Annotated in this window: 15 protein-coding genes; 3 read left to right on the forward strand and 12 right to left on the reverse strand. The window is 72.6% G+C overall.

The genetic code is table 11. From position 1 onward, the window contains the following. Positions 1-47: 47 nt before the first annotated feature. From H9640_RS05125 to H9640_RS05135, 3 genes are all read right to left on the reverse strand, one after another. Positions 48-920 (reverse strand): formate/nitrite transporter family protein, encoded by an 873-nt coding sequence (locus H9640_RS05125; protein ID WP_191789632.1) that lies wholly within the window; start codon positions 918-920, stop codon positions 48-50. Between the two features lie 79 nt (positions 921-999). Next, positions 1,000-3,171 (reverse strand): LamG domain-containing protein, encoded by a 2,172-nt coding sequence (locus tag H9640_RS05130; protein WP_191789633.1) that lies wholly within the window; start codon positions 3,169-3,171, stop codon positions 1,000-1,002. A gap of 185 nt (positions 3,172-3,356) precedes the next feature. Further along, positions 3,357-5,330: a cytochrome c biogenesis protein DipZ gene (locus tag H9640_RS05135; RefSeq protein ID WP_191789634.1), complete on the reverse strand. Its 1,974-nt coding sequence runs from the start codon at positions 5,328-5,330 to the stop codon at positions 3,357-3,359. Positions 5,331-5,469: 139 nt separating this feature from the next. Between H9640_RS05135 and H9640_RS05140 the strand changes: the two genes are divergently transcribed. Beyond that, a complete protein-coding gene (locus H9640_RS05140; protein ID WP_191789635.1) occupies positions 5,470-6,144 on the forward strand; it encodes a fasciclin domain-containing protein in 675 nt (224 codons plus the stop codon). Positions 6,145-6,318: 174 nt separating this feature from the next. On the opposite strand, the gene H9640_RS05145 is transcribed toward H9640_RS05140, so the two are convergent. The 3 genes from H9640_RS05145 to sigK form a co-directional block, all read right to left on the reverse strand. Continuing rightward, complete coding sequence (locus tag H9640_RS05145) at positions 6,319-7,812, reverse strand: hypothetical protein (protein ID WP_191789636.1); 1,494 nt, start codon at positions 7,810-7,812, stop codon at positions 6,319-6,321. Positions 7,813-8,004: 192 nt separating this feature from the next. After that, entirely contained in the window at positions 8,005-8,856 is an 852-nt protein-coding gene (locus tag H9640_RS05150; RefSeq protein ID WP_191789637.1) for an anti-sigma factor, read from the reverse strand. After that, positions 8,849-9,424, reverse strand: a complete 576-nt coding sequence (gene sigK, locus H9640_RS05155; protein WP_318243654.1) for an ECF RNA polymerase sigma factor SigK — start codon at positions 9,422-9,424, stop codon at positions 8,849-8,851. Before sigK ends, H9640_RS05150 begins: the two co-directional genes overlap by 8 nt. A gap of 155 nt (positions 9,425-9,579) precedes the next feature. On the opposite strand from sigK, the gene H9640_RS05160 reads away from it, so the two are divergent. After that, positions 9,580-10,995: a DUF4232 domain-containing protein gene (locus H9640_RS05160; protein WP_191789639.1), complete on the forward strand. Its 1,416-nt coding sequence runs from the start codon at positions 9,580-9,582 to the stop codon at positions 10,993-10,995. A 69-nt stretch (positions 10,996-11,064) separates the two neighbouring features. Here the strand turns inward: H9640_RS05160 and H9640_RS05165 are convergent, their stop codons facing one another. Beyond that, positions 11,065-12,165 carry a 3-deoxy-7-phosphoheptulonate synthase gene (locus H9640_RS05165; protein WP_191789762.1) on the reverse strand — a complete coding sequence of 367 codons (1,101 nt, stop codon included), beginning with the start codon at positions 12,163-12,165 and terminating at the stop codon, positions 11,065-11,067. A gap of 395 nt (positions 12,166-12,560) precedes the next feature. Here H9640_RS05165 and H9640_RS05170 point away from each other — a divergent pair, with 395 nt between their 5' ends. After that, positions 12,561-13,058, forward strand: coding sequence for an NUDIX hydrolase (locus H9640_RS05170; RefSeq protein WP_191789640.1), 498 nt, complete (start codon positions 12,561-12,563; stop codon positions 13,056-13,058). Between the two features lie 7 nt (positions 13,059-13,065). Here the strand turns inward: H9640_RS05170 and H9640_RS05175 are convergent, their stop codons facing one another. From H9640_RS05175 to H9640_RS05195, 5 genes are all read right to left on the reverse strand, one after another. Beyond that, positions 13,066-13,905 carry an ABC transporter permease gene (locus H9640_RS05175; protein ID WP_191789641.1) on the reverse strand — a complete coding sequence of 280 codons (840 nt, stop codon included), beginning with the start codon at positions 13,903-13,905 and terminating at the stop codon, positions 13,066-13,068. After that, positions 13,902-14,963, reverse strand: coding sequence for an ABC transporter ATP-binding protein (locus H9640_RS05180; RefSeq protein ID WP_191789642.1), 1,062 nt, complete (start codon positions 14,961-14,963; stop codon positions 13,902-13,904). The genes H9640_RS05175 and H9640_RS05180 overlap by 4 nt, the downstream gene beginning before the upstream one ends. A 156-nt stretch (positions 14,964-15,119) precedes the next feature. Beyond that, a complete protein-coding gene (locus tag H9640_RS05185) occupies positions 15,120-15,917 on the reverse strand; it encodes a hypothetical protein (protein WP_191789643.1) in 798 nt (265 codons plus the stop codon). Continuing rightward, on the reverse strand, positions 15,914-16,819 hold the full coding sequence (locus H9640_RS05190; protein WP_191789644.1) for an ATP-binding cassette domain-containing protein: 906 nt from the start codon (positions 16,817-16,819) through the stop codon (positions 15,914-15,916). The genes H9640_RS05185 and H9640_RS05190 overlap by 4 nt, the downstream gene beginning before the upstream one ends. Beyond that, complete coding sequence (locus tag H9640_RS05195; protein WP_191789645.1) at positions 16,816-17,223, reverse strand: GntR family transcriptional regulator; 408 nt, start codon at positions 17,221-17,223, stop codon at positions 16,816-16,818. The genes H9640_RS05190 and H9640_RS05195 overlap by 4 nt, the downstream gene beginning before the upstream one ends. Positions 17,224-17,359: the final 136 nt, after the last annotated feature.

Here is a 17,359-nt window from a genome sequence, read left to right on the forward strand (position 1 = left end):
CCGGAATTCCGCCGAAAACCACCCGCGGGACGGTCCGCCTGGCGAGACTAGCGCTCGGCGTTCCCTGCCTGCGCGACCACTGCTCCGACGTCCACCCGGGGCGTGGCCCCACCGTCGACGGCCGCCTCGGTGCCGTAGGTCCCGGCACGCTGCCGCCCCGAGACGACCGCGTAGCCCAGCCCCACCACGACTGCTCCGCCCACCAGGTTGCCCAGCCCGACGAACAGCAGGTTGCGCCCGAACTCGCCCCAGGTGGTGAGGGCCTCGGGGCTGAAGAGGCCGATGCTGAACGTCGTCATGTTCGCGACGACGTGCTCGAACCCCGAGGAGATGAACGCGAAGATCGCCCAGAAGATGATGATCGCCTTGCCCGCCTCCGAGCGCAGGCGTCCGCACGCCCAGATCGCGGCGCACACCAGGATGTTGCACAGGACGCCGCGGAAGAAGAGCTGGCCGCCGGACTCGTGGCCCTTGCCCGCGAGCATCGACGCGATCATCTCGCCCGCAGCGGCGTTGGTGTGCAGGATGCCGGACTGCACGACCATCCAGCCGAACAGCATGGAGCCGAGCAGGTTCCCGCCGAAGCAGAACAGCAGCGTCCCGACGGCGGAGCGCACCGGGATCGTCCGGGTCACCGCTCCCTGGGTCAGGATCATCATGGCCGACGTGCTGAGCTCGGCCCCGGCGAACACGACGAGCGTCAGGGCGACGGCGAACACCCCGCCTGCCACGAGCCGTTCCGCGGGCGCCCCGGCCGCGAGAAAAGGTCCGGCCGTGGTGACCATGAGGACCACGCCGACGCCGATGTACGCGCCTGCGAGCATCGCGGCCACGAGATAGCGCCACGGGTGCCGGGTGCCCGCCACCTTGGTGCGAGCCGCACGGGACTGCTCGGTCAGGTTCTCGGAGAGGCTCAGCACCCTCTCATGATGACCCCCTTCCATCTAAGGGATGGAAGGGGGTCGTCAGGTGGAACGCGGGGTCTCAGTCCGTGCCCCGTCAGGACCCCGAGCAGGCACGCACGAGGTCGCGGACGGTCGGCACGCCTTCCTTCACCTGCGCCCGGTCGATCGTGCCGACGAAGCCTTCCGCCACGGCGCCCTCACGCTGACCGGCACCGAGCCGCAGGCTCCCGGTCGCCGACCAGGTCGCGTCGAACGGCACGGTCGCCGCGAGCGTCGGCTCGCCGAACGCGGGGTTGTCGACGCTCCCCACCTCGCAGACGTACAGGCTCACCGTGCCGGCAGCGGCGTCGTGCACGCCGACGACGTGGGACCAGCTGCCTGCCTGGACCGAGGACTGCGCCCGTGCCGTCGCGCTCGTGCCACCGGCCTGGTCGGCACCGGCCATCGAGAAGGCCCAGCACGTCCCGGACGGCGACTGGCAGTCGGCGCCCTTCTCCAGGCCCAGCGTGAATCCGCTCACGGCGCCACCGTCCTGGCTCACGGCGACGGCCGTCCCGTCCACGGCCTCTGGCCGCAGGAACGCGGAGACCCAGAAGGAGCCGTCCGTCGCGACGACAGGACCGGTCGAGGTGGCGGTGTCGGTGAGCGCGTCGAAACGCAGACCGTGGTCGTTCGCGTCGCCGGCGAACTCCGCGAAGACGCCGCCCGTCCACAGGTCCTCGCCCGAGAGCGTGAGGTCGTTCCCACGCCCCGAGGCGTCAGTGGTCACGAGCCCGCTGCCCTCGTCGAGGTCCCATCGGCCGACGACCGACCCGGCAGGCGCTGCCCCGACCTGGAACCGGTACGTCCGCACCGGGCTCGTGGCCCCCGCGGTGTCCACCGACTGGACCATCAGGAAGTGCGAACCCGCCGTGGACGGAGTGAAGCTCACCTGCTCGCCCGGCGCGGCGGCGCGGTGCATCCCGTCCGAGTCGAACGAGTACCGGTACGACACGACCCCGCTCGACCCTCCGTCCCCGAAGACGAACGCCCCGGCGAGTCCGACCCGACCGGAGAGGACGTCCTCGCGGTACACCGCGGGCATGCCCTCGACGGGCACGACGGTGGGGGCCACCAGGGGCGGGACGAGGGCGACCAGCAGCTCGCAGGACACCGGGGCGCTCTCACGCCCTGCGGCGTCGACCGCCGTGACGCTCCACGCATAGGCCTTGCCGTCGGTCAGCAGACCGCCGGGCACGACGACCGAGTGCGTGGAACCGCTGGCCATCGGGAGGCCGACCGGCGACTCCCAGACGAGGGCTCCGTCGGCGACCTGGTGGAGCGCGAAGCGCGCGCTCGTGCTCGTCCCGTCGGGGTCGCTGACCTGCGCCCGGAGCTGCGGGGTCGCCGACCGGATCGTGGGCCGCTCCGCCCCTGTCACGCACTGCGTGTCGGGCGCGGTCGTCCAGGCGGCGTCCACCTGCGGAGCACGGTCGATCACGACGGACAGCGTCGCGTCGGCGCGGAAGCGCGAGGTCCCGCACGTGGTGCAGCTCTCGTCGACCGCGGCGAGGCCGAGACCGACCGTCGTCCGCCCCTCGGCCACGACGGCGCGCACCGCGCTCGTGACGTCGAACCGCTTCCATCGCTCACCCGCGCAGACGAGCTCGGGGGCACCGAGCGGACGCCCGAGGATCGGGCCCCAGCGGTGCGCCGAGCCGGACCACGACGTCCTGCGGTCGACGGCCGGCGCGACGTACGCCCCGACGGCCCCGGCGCCGCACGTCGACGACCGCGTGCTGTAGGCGGAGAAGGTCGCCGAGACGACGTCCGACGCCTGGATCCCGTCGAGGGCGCTGAGCCCGCTGAACTCCCAGGCGATGCGCTGGGTGTCCTTGCGGGCACAGGCCGGTCGCTCGTCCTTGGTGCACGGACCCACGCGACGGTCGCCCGTGAACCCGTACCCCGCCGCGCTGTGCTTCTTGCCCGCGCGGATCACGGTCCACTCGGTGGGCGTGCCGGACGCGGCGATCGAGCGATCGAGACGGAAGGTCCCGTCCGGGAGCGCGAACACCGAGTCCACCCCCGTCCGGGCGTCGAGAACCTCGACGTCCTGGTCACAGGTCGCGGCGAGAGCCGACGCCCTGGCCTCTCCGACGACGGCGTCGCTGCACACCTCGGCGACAGCCGGCGTCGGTGTCGGTGCGGCGGCGGCGTGCGGCGCCATGAGCAGCACGAGGGCCGTCGTCAGTCCGGCGACCGTTCGGGCGCGCTGGGAAAGTCCCATGCCGTGGTACCTCTTCACAGACCGGGCGCGCCCTACGAGGCGCGCGAAGCTGCCCACACCCCCTTTGGGCGGGCCCCAGCCCAGCTCACAGCGAACTCTCAGCCGATCGTGGTGACAGGAGAGTACACCCGTTCCACATTAGGAGGTCCACGGCTTTCTCCAGCGTCGTCGAGGCTCGGACCCCGTCACCCGAACGTGAACGTGAAGACCTGCATCCCCGCGGGCACGTCGAGCTCGACTGTCCCCTCGCTCGGCCCGTCGCCCTCCAGCACCGGGTAGAGCGTCGGGTTCCCCGAGACGTCGATCTCGCGCCGTTCGACGACCTTCCCCGCCGCGTCCCGGACCGTCGCGGTGACCGTCCCCTCGCCACCCAGGACGCTGAACACGTCCGTACCGCGGTACGCGAGTCGCACGCGGGCGCCGTCGGACACCGCGGTGGCTCCCTGGAAGTCGACGTCCCACGTCCCGCCCAGCGAGAACGTGTCGGTGGCCTGCTCCTGGGTGAGCGTGAACGCCTGCTCGCCCGCGGCGTAGCGCGGCTCGCCCGCGTAGTTGCCCACCTTGCCCACCGAGAGGTACGTCTCGGGGGTCGTCGACCCGTCAGGCGTCCCGTCCTCGACCGAGGTCGCGCCCGGCAGGCTCACGCCCGGGTTCGCGTCCGCGAGGAGCTCGCGGATCAGCCCCTCGGTGGCCTCGTACCCGCCCTCGCCGAAACGGATGTGCCGCACGGTCCCCTCGGCGTCGATCAGGTACTGCGCGGGCCAGTAGCGGTTCCGGTACGCGGTCCAGGTCGCATAGGAGTTGTCCTGCGCGACCGGGTACGTGACGCCCAGGTCGTCGGCCCCCGCCACGACGTTGCGCGTCTCGCGCTCGAACGCGAACTCGGGCGTGTGCACCCCGATCACCTCGAAGCCCTCGCCCACGTCCTCGTACTGCTCGTACCAGGCGTTCACGTGCGGGATCGCGCGCTGGCAGTTGATGCAGGAGTAGGCCCAGAAGTCGACGAGGACAACCTTGCCCCGCAGGCCGTCGAGCGCGAGCGGCTGGTCGCCAGGGGTGTTGAACCACGTGTCGATCCCGCGCAGCGCGGGAGCGGGCCCGCAGTCCTCGAGCTCGGGCGCACCGTTCGAGCAGTTCGACAGCTCACGGTTCTCGTCCGTGACGATCCCGCCGAGGTCGAGCGCCTCGCGCACCGTCCCGGACGCGTCGACGCGTTCCTGGAGGCTGCCCGTGTAGTCGGGCAGCGCGCGCTGGAGGTACGCGGGCAGGTTGAACGCGAGCCCGACGGCGAGCGCGATCATGACCACACCGCCGGCCACGCGGATCCCGCGCGTGTGGCGCTGGAAGGCCTTGACCCGCTCGGCCACCCGACGTCCGGCGAGCGCGAAGACCAGCAGCGGGACCGCGGCCCCGACCGCGAACGACACCGTGAGCGCGACCGTCTGCGGCCCGATGTTCCCCGTCGCCCCTGCGACCGTGATCGCCGCGAGGACCGGCCCCGCGCACGGCACGTACAGGACCCCCAGGCCCAGGCCCAGCACGAACGCCCCGCGGTCCTGGCTGCGCGCCCCGCGACGTGAACCCAGGGCCGCGATCCTCTGGAACGGCCGCTCGAGCACCTCCTCGAACCGGGGCACGATCATGCCCACGCCGATGACCGCGAGCAGCGTCAGCCCCACCCAGCGCAGCAGGTCCTGCGGGAGCCCGAGCGCCCCGAGGAGCAGCGAGCCGAGCAGCGTGAACACGCTGAAGCTCACGACGAGCCCGGCGATCACGAGGTACGGCCGCCACGACCGGCGCGCGCCCTCGCGCTTGCCGCTCGCGGTGCCGCTGCCCGTGCCCGTGCCCGTCCCGCTGGCCTCGCCGGCCGGGCGGACCGCCGTGACCACCTGGCCGCGCGCACCGACCTGGACCGCGCCGGGTACGCCCGCGAACAGCGAGGCGGTCGGGGCACCCGAGCCGGCCCCCGCCGAGGGCGACGGGTCCGCGGTGGCCGGTGCGCCGTCGGGCACGGAGACGGGCGACGGGGCGGCGACCGCGCCGTCGCGGGCACCCTGCACACCGCCCGCGAAGAAGATCACGGGGAGCATCGGGAGGATGCACGGCGAGATGCCGGTGATGAGGCCACCGAGCAGGCCGATGAGCACGAGGGTTTCCATGGCCGAGGTTCGGCGCGACGGCCCCGGCGGATGGGTCGCGGATCTTCCAGGACGTCCGACCCATCCACCCCGGCCCCCGCTCCGAACCTCCTGCGAGACGTCCCGCACCTGGCGGGGCGACGACAACGAGGAGAGACCGATGAACGTTCGAACCCGTTCGTACGCCGTGGCCGGCGTCGCCGCCCTGGCGATCCTGGGCCTGACCGCCTGCAGCTCCGACTCGGACTCCGGCTCCGGGAGCGACTCGTCGAGCGCGTCGGAGATGACGACGCCCTCCGACGACATGTCGCAGGAGGCCATGACCCCCGAGGTCGACCCCGCGGCGAACCTCGTCGGCCCCGGCTGTGCCGCCTACGCCGAGCAGGTCCCCGACGGCGCCGGCTCCGTGACCGGCATGTCGACCGACCCGGTCGCCGTCGCCGCCTCCAACAACCCGCTGCTCACGACCCTCACCGCCGCGGTGAGCGGACAGCTCAACCCCGACGTGAACCTGGTCGACACGCTCAACGGCGGCGAGTTCACGGTGTTCGCGCCGGTCGACGACGCGTTCGCCAAGATCGACCCGGCGACCATCGAGAGCCTCAAGACCGACTCCGACACGCTGACCAAGATCCTCACCTACCACGTGGTGCCCGGCCAGCTCACCCCGGACCAGGTCGTCGGTGAGCACGAGACCGTCGAGGGCGGGACCGTGACCGTCACGGGCTCGGGCGACGACCTCATGGTCAACGACGCCAAGGTGATCTGCGGCGGCGTCATGACGCAGAACGCCACGGTCTACCTCGTCGACACGGTCCTCATGCCGACCATGTGACCCGAACGCCGGCCGTCGCGGTTGTCCCCGTGCCGCGGCGGTCGGCCCTCAGCGGTCTGCGGGCCGCCCACGGGGACGACGGACGAGGAGCCGGTCGCACCGGACGGGATGCCCGGAGCGACCGGCTCCTCTTCGCGCCCACCGGTCAACGGTGAGCGCGGACCACCTCAGCGGTCAGGCGTTCGCCCGACGACGAGCCCAGACGATGCCCGCACCGCCGCCGACGAGCAGGACTGCCAGGAAGGCGGCAGCGCCTGCGGTCGCGCCGGTCGCCGCGAGGGACGGACCGCCCTGCGCCTCGGCGCTGACCGGGGTCGCGGGTCCGTCCAGCGGACCGGTCGCGGCGAGGATGCGCGGGTTCGCGCACGCCGCCGTCGCCGCGGGGTAGCTCACGGTCGTCGAGTAGCCGGGGTTGACCTCGAAGTGGACCTCGACGCCCGCTCGCGTCCATGCGTAGTTGCCGTCGGTCTCGGTGTACGTGCCGTTGGCCTGACGCTCCCAGCCCGGCCACGCCCGGGGCTCGCCCGCAGAGGCGCCCGGCCACAGGAGCGTGCCGTCGAGCGGCAGGCCCTCGACCGTGTAGTCCTCACCGTCGCCGGGGTGGAGGAACGTGATGGTCAACGGGCGGTCGCTGTCCGCGACGTAGCCCTCGGGCAGGAAGACCTCGTAGCCGAGGTAGGGCGTGTCGGCCTCGCAGACCGCGCCGATGTCGCCCGGGATCAGGGCACACTCAGCGGCGTCCTGGTCGATCGCGAAGGTCGCGGACGTGCCGTCCTCGGCGAGGACGTACCCCTCGGCCGCGGCGAGCTCGTACCCTGCCGCCGGGCGCGCGACGATCGTGTCGCCCGCGCGCTCGTAAGTGATCTCCGAGGTGTCCTGCGGAGCGTCGACCGTGCGCCCGGCCGGCGTGCACACGTCACCGACGGTCGGCACGACCGGGGTCACGGGCGTCGCCGGCGTCTCGGGGGCAGGCTTCGTCGGGCGGGACGGGGTCAGCGGGGCGGGCTCCACGGCACATGCCGGTACCTCGATCAGGTCGCCGAGGTCGTGGTGCTTCGAGTCGATCAGGACGCCACCCAGGGCCGACGTGGGCGGGGTGATGGTCGCGGGCCATTCGAACGAGCCGTTCTGCTTGACCCTGTCCTGCTGGACCGCCCAGCCCTCGCCGCAGACCTCTGCGGGCAGGACCGTCGGGAAGGTCGTGTACCACTCGGTCCCCGGCTTGGAGGCGACGAGCGTCTGCGTCCCCGAGTTCGTCCAGGAGGCCGGCTTCGCGGCGTCGTTCTTCTTGTAGACGTAGAGGCCGACCTCCTTGCCGGGCTTCGGCGTCGGTGCGCCGGCGCAGGGCGGAGTCGCCCCGTCGTCGCTGAAGTCGAACTGCTTACCGTCCGAGGCCTTGACGGAGAGCTCCCACGAGTGACCGACCGAGGTGTCGGGGAACGCGTAGGACGTCGACCAGGAACGCTTGAAGGACTCGTCCTTCACGACCTTTCCGTCGACCTTCACGACGACGGAGTTGGCCTTGTCGGAGTACTGGGTGAGCCTGACCTCGAGGCCGGCGCAGTCCGCGGTGACGCGGGGGGTGTGGGCGGAGGCGGGGGCCGCGGTGGCGACCAGTCCGCCGAGTGCGAGCAGCGCGGCAGCGCCGCTCGCCAGGAGCTTCTTCACGGGTGGTGGATTCCTTCCGGGGTGATGTCGGAGCGCCTTCGCACGACGACACAGGTGGGAACGTGTCGTATTGCATCACCAATACCCAGAGTTTTACAAACCCTGGCATATACTCGGAATCGGACCAAGGGATTACCCGAGAGCGGGTATTCCGGAGGCTTTTTCGGGACGATTTCTATCCGAGGTCGAGTATCAGGTCTCGAGCACGACCAGCGGGTCGCTCGTGGGCTGCGGAGAACCCCCGGCAGGCTCGAGCGTCACCGCGACGCCGGCACTCCCCGCCGCCTCGACGAGCAGCGCGGCCGACCCGTCGCGAGCGTCGAAGACTCCGGCCGAGACCATCTCCTCGCCCTCGACGAGCCAGAGCTGGTAGTCCTCGGCCGACCCCGCCCTCGGCAGGTCCGTGACCGAGAACAGCACACGGTCCCCCGAGACGAGCGCGCTCGCGTCGCCACCCCCGACCATCTCCCCCCGGACGATCTCCGCAGCCGGGTCGGCCAGCATCGAGGCGACCGCGTCGGCCTGGGTCTGGAGCCGGACCTGCTCCTGACGAGCCTGGACCGCGAGCGTCGTCGGGACCGCTACGGCCACGACCGCCGCGGCGGCTGCCGCGACGACGGCCCAGCGTCGGCGGCGCGTCGGCCCGGGGCGCACTCCCCCACCAGAGCCCGAGCCTGCCGGACCCCTCGTCCCCGCGGCACCCTCGCTGCCCCACGGCGCCGCGACCTGCGGCACCGTGGCCAGGCTGCCCAGCACCCGCTCGCGCAGGGCGGCAGGCGGGTCCGCGTCCACCGTGAACGCCGCGACCACCGCGCGGTGCTCGTCGAGCTCGCGGCGCGCGTCCGGGTCGGCAGCGAGCAACCGCTCCACGGCACGCCGGTCCAGGTCGTCGACCGCGTCGAGCGCGTAGGCCGCCAGCAGGTCGCGCGGACCGTCGGACCCGCCCGGGCCGTCTGGTGCACCCGGGCCGTCTGGTGCACCCGGGCCGTCTGGAGCCCCCGGGCCCTGAGTGCCGGGCAACGGCCGTCCCGTCTCGTCAGCCACGGTTCACCCCCAGGCAGTCCCGCAGCCGCACGAGGCCGTCACGGATCCTCGACTTCACGGTCGGCACGGCCGCCCCCAGCTCCACCGCCACCTCCCGGTACGTCAGCCCGCCGAAGTACGCCCGCACGACGGCGTCGCGCTGGGTCTGCGTCAAGCTCCCCAGGCACTGCCTCACCGCTGCCGACTCGAGCAGCTGCTCGACCTCCTCCGCCACGACGTCGCGCACGCCCCCTGCGAACCTGCCGTCGACGTCCTTCTGGTCCCGGACCCGGCGCGACTGCTCGGACCGCACCCGGTCCACCGCCCGCCGTCGGGCCATCGTGACCACCCACGTACGAGCCGAACCCCTGGAGGCGTCGAAGCGCACCGCTGTCTGCCACACCTCGATCATCACCTCCTGGGTCACCTCCGCCGCATGGTCGTCGTCGCGCAGCACCGCGAGCGCCGTGCCGAAGACGGCCGGGGCCAACGCGTCGTACACCGGCGCGAACGCGTCCGGGTCACCCCCGGCGCACGCGGCGAGCGCGGCATCGAGAGCATCGGGCTCGCTCGTCCTCACAGGTGGCACCCGCCCAGTCTGCCCCAGGCCTGCCGACGCGGCGCACCGGCGGACCACCCGCGGCACGTGGCCTCCCGCGACGACCGAGGCACCTGTGGTTCGTCGCCGACGAGCCGGCGGATGGGTCCCGGCGGTCATCGCTCGCGAGCCGCTACCCTCGCGGGGTGACCGAGACGCAGCGCAGCCCCCGGATCCAGCCCGTCTACCTGGTGGTGGCAGGACTCTTCGTCGTCCTGGTCGCCCTCGCCGTCTGGGCCGTGAGCCGTCCCGGCAACGCCGCCACCACCCCCGCCCCGCTCTCCGACGAGGAGGCCGTCGCCGCCCTCGAGCAGGAGGTCGGGGCGCTCGACGGTGTCGAGTCGGTCGAGATCGAGAAGTCCGAGACGGACGAGCCGGGCATGGACGTCCCGGTCCTACGGCTCGTCATGACGATCGACCTCGAGAGCTTCACCGGCCCCCAGGCCTCGCAGGACACCGCGGACAAGGCGCGCACCGCTCTCCTCGAGGCGGGGATACGGGGCTTCCACGAGACGTGGGTCGTCGACGAGATCCCCGGGACCGGCGCGACGCTGCGCGTCGGGATGGACGGCACCGGGATGTACTCGGTCGCCGCCGGCGTCGGGTTCCTCGACGCCGGGGCCACCTCGGTCCTGTCCGACGCGACGACCACCGCCGTGACCGTCCGCGCCCCGGAGAACCTCCCCACGATCGCCCAGGTCGCCCAGGACCTCGGCCACGGGATCGTCTCGCTGTCGACCGACGACTCCCGCGCCCGGTACTTCGGCGGCCACTACCTCACACCCCCGCCCCTGCCCGCGGTCGCACTGCTCGCCGAGGCCTCCGCGCGCGACGAGGTCACCGAGGTCTCGTACGACGCCGGGCCCGCGATCGAGGAGACCTCCCCGGGCGACGGCGACGCGCCCCTCCTGGCGGTCCGCGTCGGCGGGGACCCCGCCCCCACGGCCGCATGGCTGCGCGCCTCGGGCCAGGCCGATCTGCTCGGACGCCCGATCCAGTTCGTGGTCGACGGCGAGGGGGCGTCCCAGACGGGCTGGGTGAGCGACCTCGAGCCGGCCGGACCCGACCCGGCGTTCGCCGAGCAGGACGCGGTGGACGCCGCGGCCGCCGCAGCCGACGGGGTCCCTGCCTGCACCGGCACGGACCTCACCCCGGAGCTCGCCGGGTTCGACGCCGCCGCGGGGTCGCGCTTCGCGATCCTGCGCGCCACGAACGACTCGGGCGCAGCGTGCGCGGTGGACGGTCGCCCCGAGCTGGCCTTCCTGCGCGCCTCGGGCACCGAGCCCGAGGTCACCCTCGAGCCGTACATGGACGGCGGCAGCTCCGTCCGGCTCGTCGTCCTCCCCGGCCAGACCGTCGAGTCGCTGGTCCGGTGGGGTGCGATGTCCACGACCAACGACCCGGACGTGACCACGAGCTTCCTCGTCAAGACCGTGATCGGCGCAGACGCCGTCCGCCTGCCCGTGACCTCCCACATGGGCGGGGAGGGCGGCGTCGACATCCTCGACGGGGCGACCGTGGAGGTCGGCTCCTGGACCACCCCGAGCAGCACGGCCCCCTGACCCCCGTCCCAGGACGACGACGGCCGTCCTCCCCGTGGGAGAGCGGCCGCCGTCCTGGAGCGAGGGGGCTCAGAGCGCCCGGCGCGCCCGCACCGACTCGGCGAGCTCGCCGAGCAGCTCGGCCGTCGTGTCCCAGTCGATGCACTTGTCCGTCACGGACTGCCCGTACACGAGCCCGCTCGGAGCGGGCGCCTGCGCCCCCGCCACGAGGAAGCTCTCCATCATGAGACCCGTGATGCCGGCCTCGCCCTCGGCGATCCTGGCCGCGACCTCGCGCACGACCTCGGCCTGGCGCACGTGGTCCTTGCCCGAGTTGCCGTGGCTCGCGTCGATGACCAGGCCGTGCTCGACGGCCCCGCCCAGGCCCGAGGACGCGGCGACGCGCAGGGCGGACGCGACGTCGTCGGGGCCGTAGTTGGGGCCGCTGCGGCCGCCGCGCAGGATGATGTGGCAGTCCGGGTTGCCCGCGGTCTCCACCGCGGCCGCCCGGCCCGCACCGTCCGTGCCGAAGAAGGTGTGCTCGCTCGCCGCGGTGATGCAGCCGTCGACCGCGATCTGGATGTCGCCGTCGGTCGCGTTCTTGAAGCCGACCGGCATCGACAGGCCCGACGCGAGCTGGCGGTGCACCTGGCTCTCGACGTTGCGCGCGCCGATCGCACCCCACGACACGGCGTCGGCGATGTACTGCGGGCTCGTCGGCTCGAGGAACTCGGTCGCCGCGGGGACGCCCGCGTCGAGGACGCCGAGCAGGACCTCGCGCGCCAGGTGCAGGCCACGGTTGACGTCGTGGGACCCGTCGAGGTCGGGGTCGTTGATGAGCCCCTTCCAGCCGACCGTCGTGCGCGGCTTCTCGAAGTACACGCGCATGACGATCGCGAGGTCCTCGGACAGGTCCTTCGCGACGGCCGCGAGGCGGTGCGCGTAGTCGAGCGCGGCCTCGGGGTCGTGGACCGAGCACGGGCCGACGATGACCAGCAGTCGGTCGTCCTCCCCCGCCAGGACGTCCCGGATCTCGCGGCGCGACTGGGTGACCAGGTCGCCGCGGGCCGTGCCGAGGGGAAGCTCGGCGAGCATGTCGACGGGAGCGGGCAGCGGGTCGAGGGCGCGGATGCGCAGGTCGCTCGTGGGCGCCTGCAGCTCGTACTCGGGGTGGGAGGTCACGCGTTCCATGGTGTCACCTGCACCGGCGGGCGACGTGGTCGTCTCGTGGTGACGTTCGTCCGGCGAGACGGCGGTCGAGGTCGTGGCGGTCATGCGGGGCTCCTGATCTGAAGGTGACTCAGACGGAGCCGCGCGGCCTGCTCTGTGTCCGGAGTCGGCCCGTCTGAATGACGAAGGGCCCGGACGCGGTCTGCGTCCAAGGCCCTGTGCTGGCTCCGGGGGGAAGGTTGGTCAGGCGAACGCCCGCTCGGCCCCTCCAGGAGCCAGCGTAAAGCGCCGATACCAACGAACCGTGTTCACGCGACGACCGTAGCACAGGGGTTTCGGGGCACCAGCGGGCTGTCTCACTCCCCGGGCGGTCGACGTCTGACACGCCCCGGGACCGCAGGTCTAGGCTCGACCTCATGCCGATCCCCGAGTTCGTCGCCGCTCTCCGGTCCCGCGTCGGGACCGACCTCCTGTGGATGCCGGGGGTGTCGGGCGTCGTGATCGACGACGCGGGCCGCCTCCTCCTGGGCCGGCGCGCCGACACCGGACAGTGGGCGGTCGTCAGCGGCATCCTCGAACCGGGCGAGGACCCGGCCGTGGGCCTCGCCCGCGAGGTCCTGGAGGAGACCGGCGTCGCGGTCTACGTCGACGCCCTGACAGGGGTCACCGTGACGCCGCCCGTCGAGTACCCGAACGGCGACCGGTCGCAGTACCTCGACCTGTGCTTCCTGTGCCGACCGGTCTCCCCCGCCGCGGCGGCCGCGGCCCACGTCGCGGACGACGAGTCGCTCGCCGTCGCGTGGTTCGCGCCCGACGACCTGCCGGCCGACCTGGCCGCGTCGACGAGCGAGCGCCTCGGCCACACGCTGGGCTACCTCGCGGACCCGAGCGCGGGCCCGCACTTCGTCCGGTAGCCCGTCCTCACGACCAGCGGAACAGCCTCGCCGCGAGCGGCAGCAGCACCACGGTCCACACCACCATGACCACGAGCTGCGACACCGGGACGCCGGTCCCGAACCAGCCCGTCGTCATGGCCTGCGTCGCCGCGCCGAGCGGCGTGTACCCGGCGACGGTCCGCACGACCTCGGGCATGACAGGCCCGGGCGTCCACATGCCCGCGAGGAACAGCATCGGGAAGTACAGCGTCATCCCGACCGCCGACGCCGTGCTCGCCTTCCCGGCGCGCGACGCGATGAGCATCCCGATCGAGAACATCGACAGGATCCCCAGCAGGAAGCTCGCCAGGACGACCGTGAGGTTCGTGGGGCCCGCGAGGTCGAACACCTGGCTCCCCACGACCACCGCGAGCAGCGCCGCGACGCAGACCATCACCAGGTTGATGAACAGGTGTGCCCCGATGAGCCCCTGCGGCTTCATGGGGGTCGTCGAGAGCCGGCGCAGCACGCCTTTCTCGCGGAACGTCGCGAAGTACACGGGCAGGGTCGTGAGCGCGACCGTCGCGACCGCGGTCGCGAGCGCCACGGGCACGTAGACCGCGACCGCCGTCAGCCCCTCCCACGGCGGCGGCGCGTCGGTGATGACGTCCCGCATGCCGGGGAACGCGAAGCCCACGCCCACGAGCAGGACCGTCGGGAAGAAGAGCGCGAAGAAGACCGTGCCCGGGTCGCGGAGCAGCAGGCGGGCCTCGGTGAGGGTCAGCGTCCGCAGGCCGTGCCAGCCGGTGCCGGCGATCCTGCGGCGTCGGGTGCCGGGCGTGCGCCGGGCACCCCGTGTCGTCGTCCGTGCCGTCTGCGTGGTCATCGCGCTGCTCCTTCGGTGTCGGACCGGTCGCCGGTCGATGCGGGGGCACTCTCCCCCGTGTGGTCGTACGTCCTGCCCGTGACGTGCACGAACACGTCCTCGAGCGATCTGGTCATGGTCCGGACGTCGGGCACGACGTCGCGCTCCGCGAGGGCCAGCACGACGGCGGGCAGCACCCGCCGCGTCCCCGTCACCTCGATCTCGCGGCCCGCTCGTGCCACGGCCCGGACGTCTGCGAGGTCGGCGAGGACCTCGAGCACGCCGGGCTCCTCGTGGGGCTCGACCCGTAGCCGCAGGACGCGCGAGGAGTCGACCGACTCGATGAGCTCGGCCGGGGACCCCGCCGCGACGACGACGCCCTGGTCGATGATGACGAGGCGGTCGCACAGGCGCTCGGCCTCGTCCATGAAGTGCGTCACGAGCAGGATCGTCACGCCCCGGTCCCGCACGCGTTCGACGAGCTCCCACGTCGCTCGGCGGGCCTGCGGGTCGAGCCCGGTGGTCAGCTCGTCGAGGATCGCGACCTGCGGGTTCCCGACGAGCGCGAGCGCGATCGAGAGCCGCTGCTTCTGCCCGCCCGAGAGCTTCGCGAACTGCTGGTCGCGGTGCGGGGCGAGGTCCAGCAGGTCCATGAGCTCGGCCGTGTCGGCCGGGTCCTCGTAGAACGAGGCGTAGAGCCGCAGCGCCTCGGCCACGGTCATGCGCTCGTTGAGCTCGGCCTCCTGGAGCTGGACGCCCAGGAGCTCGCGCACCGAGGCCGGGTCCGACTGCGGGTCCCGGCCCAGGATCCGGACGGTCCCGGCATCGGCCTGCCGGAGCCCGGCGAGGCACTCGACCGTGGTCGTCTTGCCGGCCCCGTTGGGGCCGAGGATGCCGAAGATCTCCCCCGGCCCGACGGCGAAGCTCACGTCGCGCACGGCGACGGTGCTCCCGTACGCCTTGCGCAGGGCGACGACCTCGATGGCCGGTGCGGCGCCGTCGGGCACGGTGCGTGCCGAGAGCGACGGCACGGCCGACGACGACGGGGGGACGGACGGGGCAGGATGTGCGGTGGTCATGGTGACCTCCTCGAGGGTGTGCTCGTCCGCCGGGCGGCGAACCGGTGGACCGGGCGCCGTCCGCTGGACGGGATGGACGTTCGTGGTGGGTGCGCCGGCCCCGGGGAGGGGGCGCGCCGCGCTAAGGCGTCGGGGACGCCAGTGCCGTCAGGACCGTCAGGTCGTGACGGGAGCGATGGCCACCGACCTCGTGACCAGGTGGAACGCGAACGCCGCTGCGGCGAGGCTCAGGAAGCCGCCCGCCACCGCGGTGAGCACCTGGGCGTCGGCCAGACCGACCGCCTGCGCGAACGGCTTGCCGAAGTACCCGCTCTGGAACGCGAGCTCGACGAGGACCAGGGGGACCAGGAACGGCACGATGGCGAACGTTCCGCGCCACACGCCGAAGGCGTAGTAGCCCATGCCGACCGAGGCGCCCACGAGCCAGTACACGCTGCAGAAGAAGAGCTGCACCAGGAACGCCGTGCCGACCTGGCCGCCGTCGACGTAGAGCTGGGCCCGGTCGAGCTCGGGCGACCAGCCCTGCGCCCGGAAGACGAGCCACTCCACGTAGCCGAGCACCGCCGCCACGACCGCGAACGTGAGCCCGAGGAAGACCGCCGTGAACCAGGCCGAACGGATGAACGACCGCCGGGTGCCCCCCGCCGCTACGTGCACCGCGATCATGGCGAGGGGCGTGATGATGCCCATGACGAACAGGAAGAACTTCGCCGACCCGCTCACGACGCCGTCGATCACGCTGCCGTCGAGGATGTCGGTGCGCACCTCGACGTAGCCGATGATGCCCGCGATGATCAGCACGATCGCCCAGAACCACACGCCGATCTGCCACGTCCCGGCGCACATCGACCACGCCGAGGTACGCAACGACCTCGTCTCGGCCGCGCGACGCACCGTGGCACGCCGTGCCTCGCGGTCGGTGAGGGCCGTGGGGCCCGCCAGGTTCTCGGTCATGACCGCTCCTCCCGGGTCAGGTGCACGAACAGGTCCTGCAGGGGCACCGCGCCGAGCTCGAGGCCCGCCTCGGTCGCCGCGGTGCGCTCGGCGTCGTCGAGCGCACCGAAGAGCGTGACCTGGGCGGTGCCGCCCAGGCGCTGTCGGGCCAGCACGCGGCGGCCGTCGACGAACTGCTCGACCACGGCAGCCGCCCCCGTGAGGCTCACTCCTCTGCCGCGGACCGACTCGACGCTCTCCGCGAGGAGCACACGCCCCTTGTCCACGATCACGACGTCCTCGAAGATCCGCTCGACCTCGTCGATCAGGTGGCTCGACAGGACGATCGTGCGCGGGTGCTCGGTGTAGTCCTCGACGAGCGCGTCGTAGAACGCGTACCGGCTGGGCGCGTCCATCCCGAGGTACACCTCGTCGAAGATCGTCAGCGGTGCCCGCGACGCGAGCCCGATGGCCGCGCCGAGCGCCGAGCGCTTGCCGCGCGAGAGGCTCTCGGGAGGCTTGCGCAGGTCGATCTCGAACAGGTCGACCAGGCCGGTCGCGAGGTCGGCGTCCCAGTGCTCGCGCAGCTCCGCGTAGTACCCCAGGGTGTCCTTGACCTTGGTCGCGGCGATGGTGTCGCCGCTCTCGCGGACGAGCTGGGTGCCGGCCATGGCCCAGGCGTTCTCGAACGGGTCCTCGCCGTCGACCAGCACGGTCCCGGCGTCGGGGCGGCGCATGGCCGCGATCAGCGAGAGGGCGGTGGTCTTGCCCGCTCCGTTGCGGCCGAGCAGGCCCGTGATGGTGCCAGGGCGGACCTGGAGGCTCAGGCCGTCGAGCGCAGGGTGCTTCTCGTCCTTGCCGAAGCTCAGGGTCACGTCCCGCAGCTCGACGCCGAACGGCTCGGGGCGGGTGGGGGCGGTCATGAGGTCTCTCCCGTCGGGGGGTGGGTGGCGGCGGGGCCCGCGGAGCTCGCGGCGCCACGACCGAGGACGTGGTCCACGATCTCGGCGGGGGTGATGCCCAGCAGGTCGGCCTGGACCAGGGCGGGGCGCAGGACCTCGGCGAAGTAGCGGTCGCGGTGCTCGGCGAGCAGCTTCTCGCGGGCTCCGGTCGCGACGAACATGCCGACCCCGCGCCGCTTGTAGAGGACTCCCTCGTCGACCAGCCCGGCGAACGCCTTGGCGGCGGTCGCGGGGTTGATGCGGAAGGTCGTGGCGTACTGGGTCGTGGACATGACCTGCTCCTCCTCGGCGAGGTCGCCGCTCAGGATCTGGGCGCGGATCTGCTGGGCGATCTGCAGGTAGATGGGTTCAGGTCCGTCGAACATGGGGCCCATCCTCTCGTCGATCGCACGTTCTGTGGTTCATTACATGAGTAATGAACCACAGAACCATGGCTGCGCGCAAGGGTCTTCCACGACGAGAAGTGGGGGGGGGGGGGGGGGGGGGGGGGGGGGGGGGGGG

This window comes from Oerskovia gallyi, from assembly GCF_014836745.1.
In the GTDB taxonomy this organism is placed as follows: domain Bacteria; phylum Actinomycetota; class Actinomycetes; order Actinomycetales; family Cellulomonadaceae; genus Oerskovia; species Oerskovia paurometabola.

Coding starts and splice junctions, on each gene's coding strand:
- H9640_RS05130 (WP_191789633.1), bottom strand. CDS start 3,171: ATGGGACTTTCCCAGCGCGCCCGAACGGTCGCCGGACTGACGACGGCC.
- H9640_RS05135 (WP_191789634.1), bottom strand. CDS start 5,330: ATGGAAACCCTCGTGCTCATCGGCCTGCTCGGTGGCCTCATCACCGGC.
- H9640_RS05140 (WP_191789635.1), top strand. CDS start 5,470: ATGAACGTTCGAACCCGTTCGTACGCCGTGGCCGGCGTCGCCGCCCTG.
- H9640_RS05165 (WP_191789762.1), bottom strand. CDS start 12,165: ATGGAACGCGTGACCTCCCACCCCGAGTACGAGCTGCAGGCGCCCACG.
- H9640_RS05170 (WP_191789640.1), top strand. CDS start 12,561: ATGCCGATCCCCGAGTTCGTCGCCGCTCTCCGGTCCCGCGTCGGGACC.
- H9640_RS05175 (WP_191789641.1), bottom strand. CDS start 13,905: ATGACCACGCAGACGGCACGGACGACGACACGGGGTGCCCGGCGCACG.
- H9640_RS05180 (WP_191789642.1), bottom strand. CDS start 14,963: ATGACCACCGCACATCCTGCCCCGTCCGTCCCCCCGTCGTCGTCGGCC.
- H9640_RS05185 (WP_191789643.1), bottom strand. CDS start 15,917: ATGACCGAGAACCTGGCGGGCCCCACGGCCCTCACCGACCGCGAGGCA.
- H9640_RS05190 (WP_191789644.1), bottom strand. CDS start 16,819: ATGACCGCCCCCACCCGCCCCGAGCCGTTCGGCGTCGAGCTGCGGGAC.
- H9640_RS05195 (WP_191789645.1), bottom strand. CDS start 17,223: ATGTTCGACGGACCTGAACCCATCTACCTGCAGATCGCCCAGCAGATC.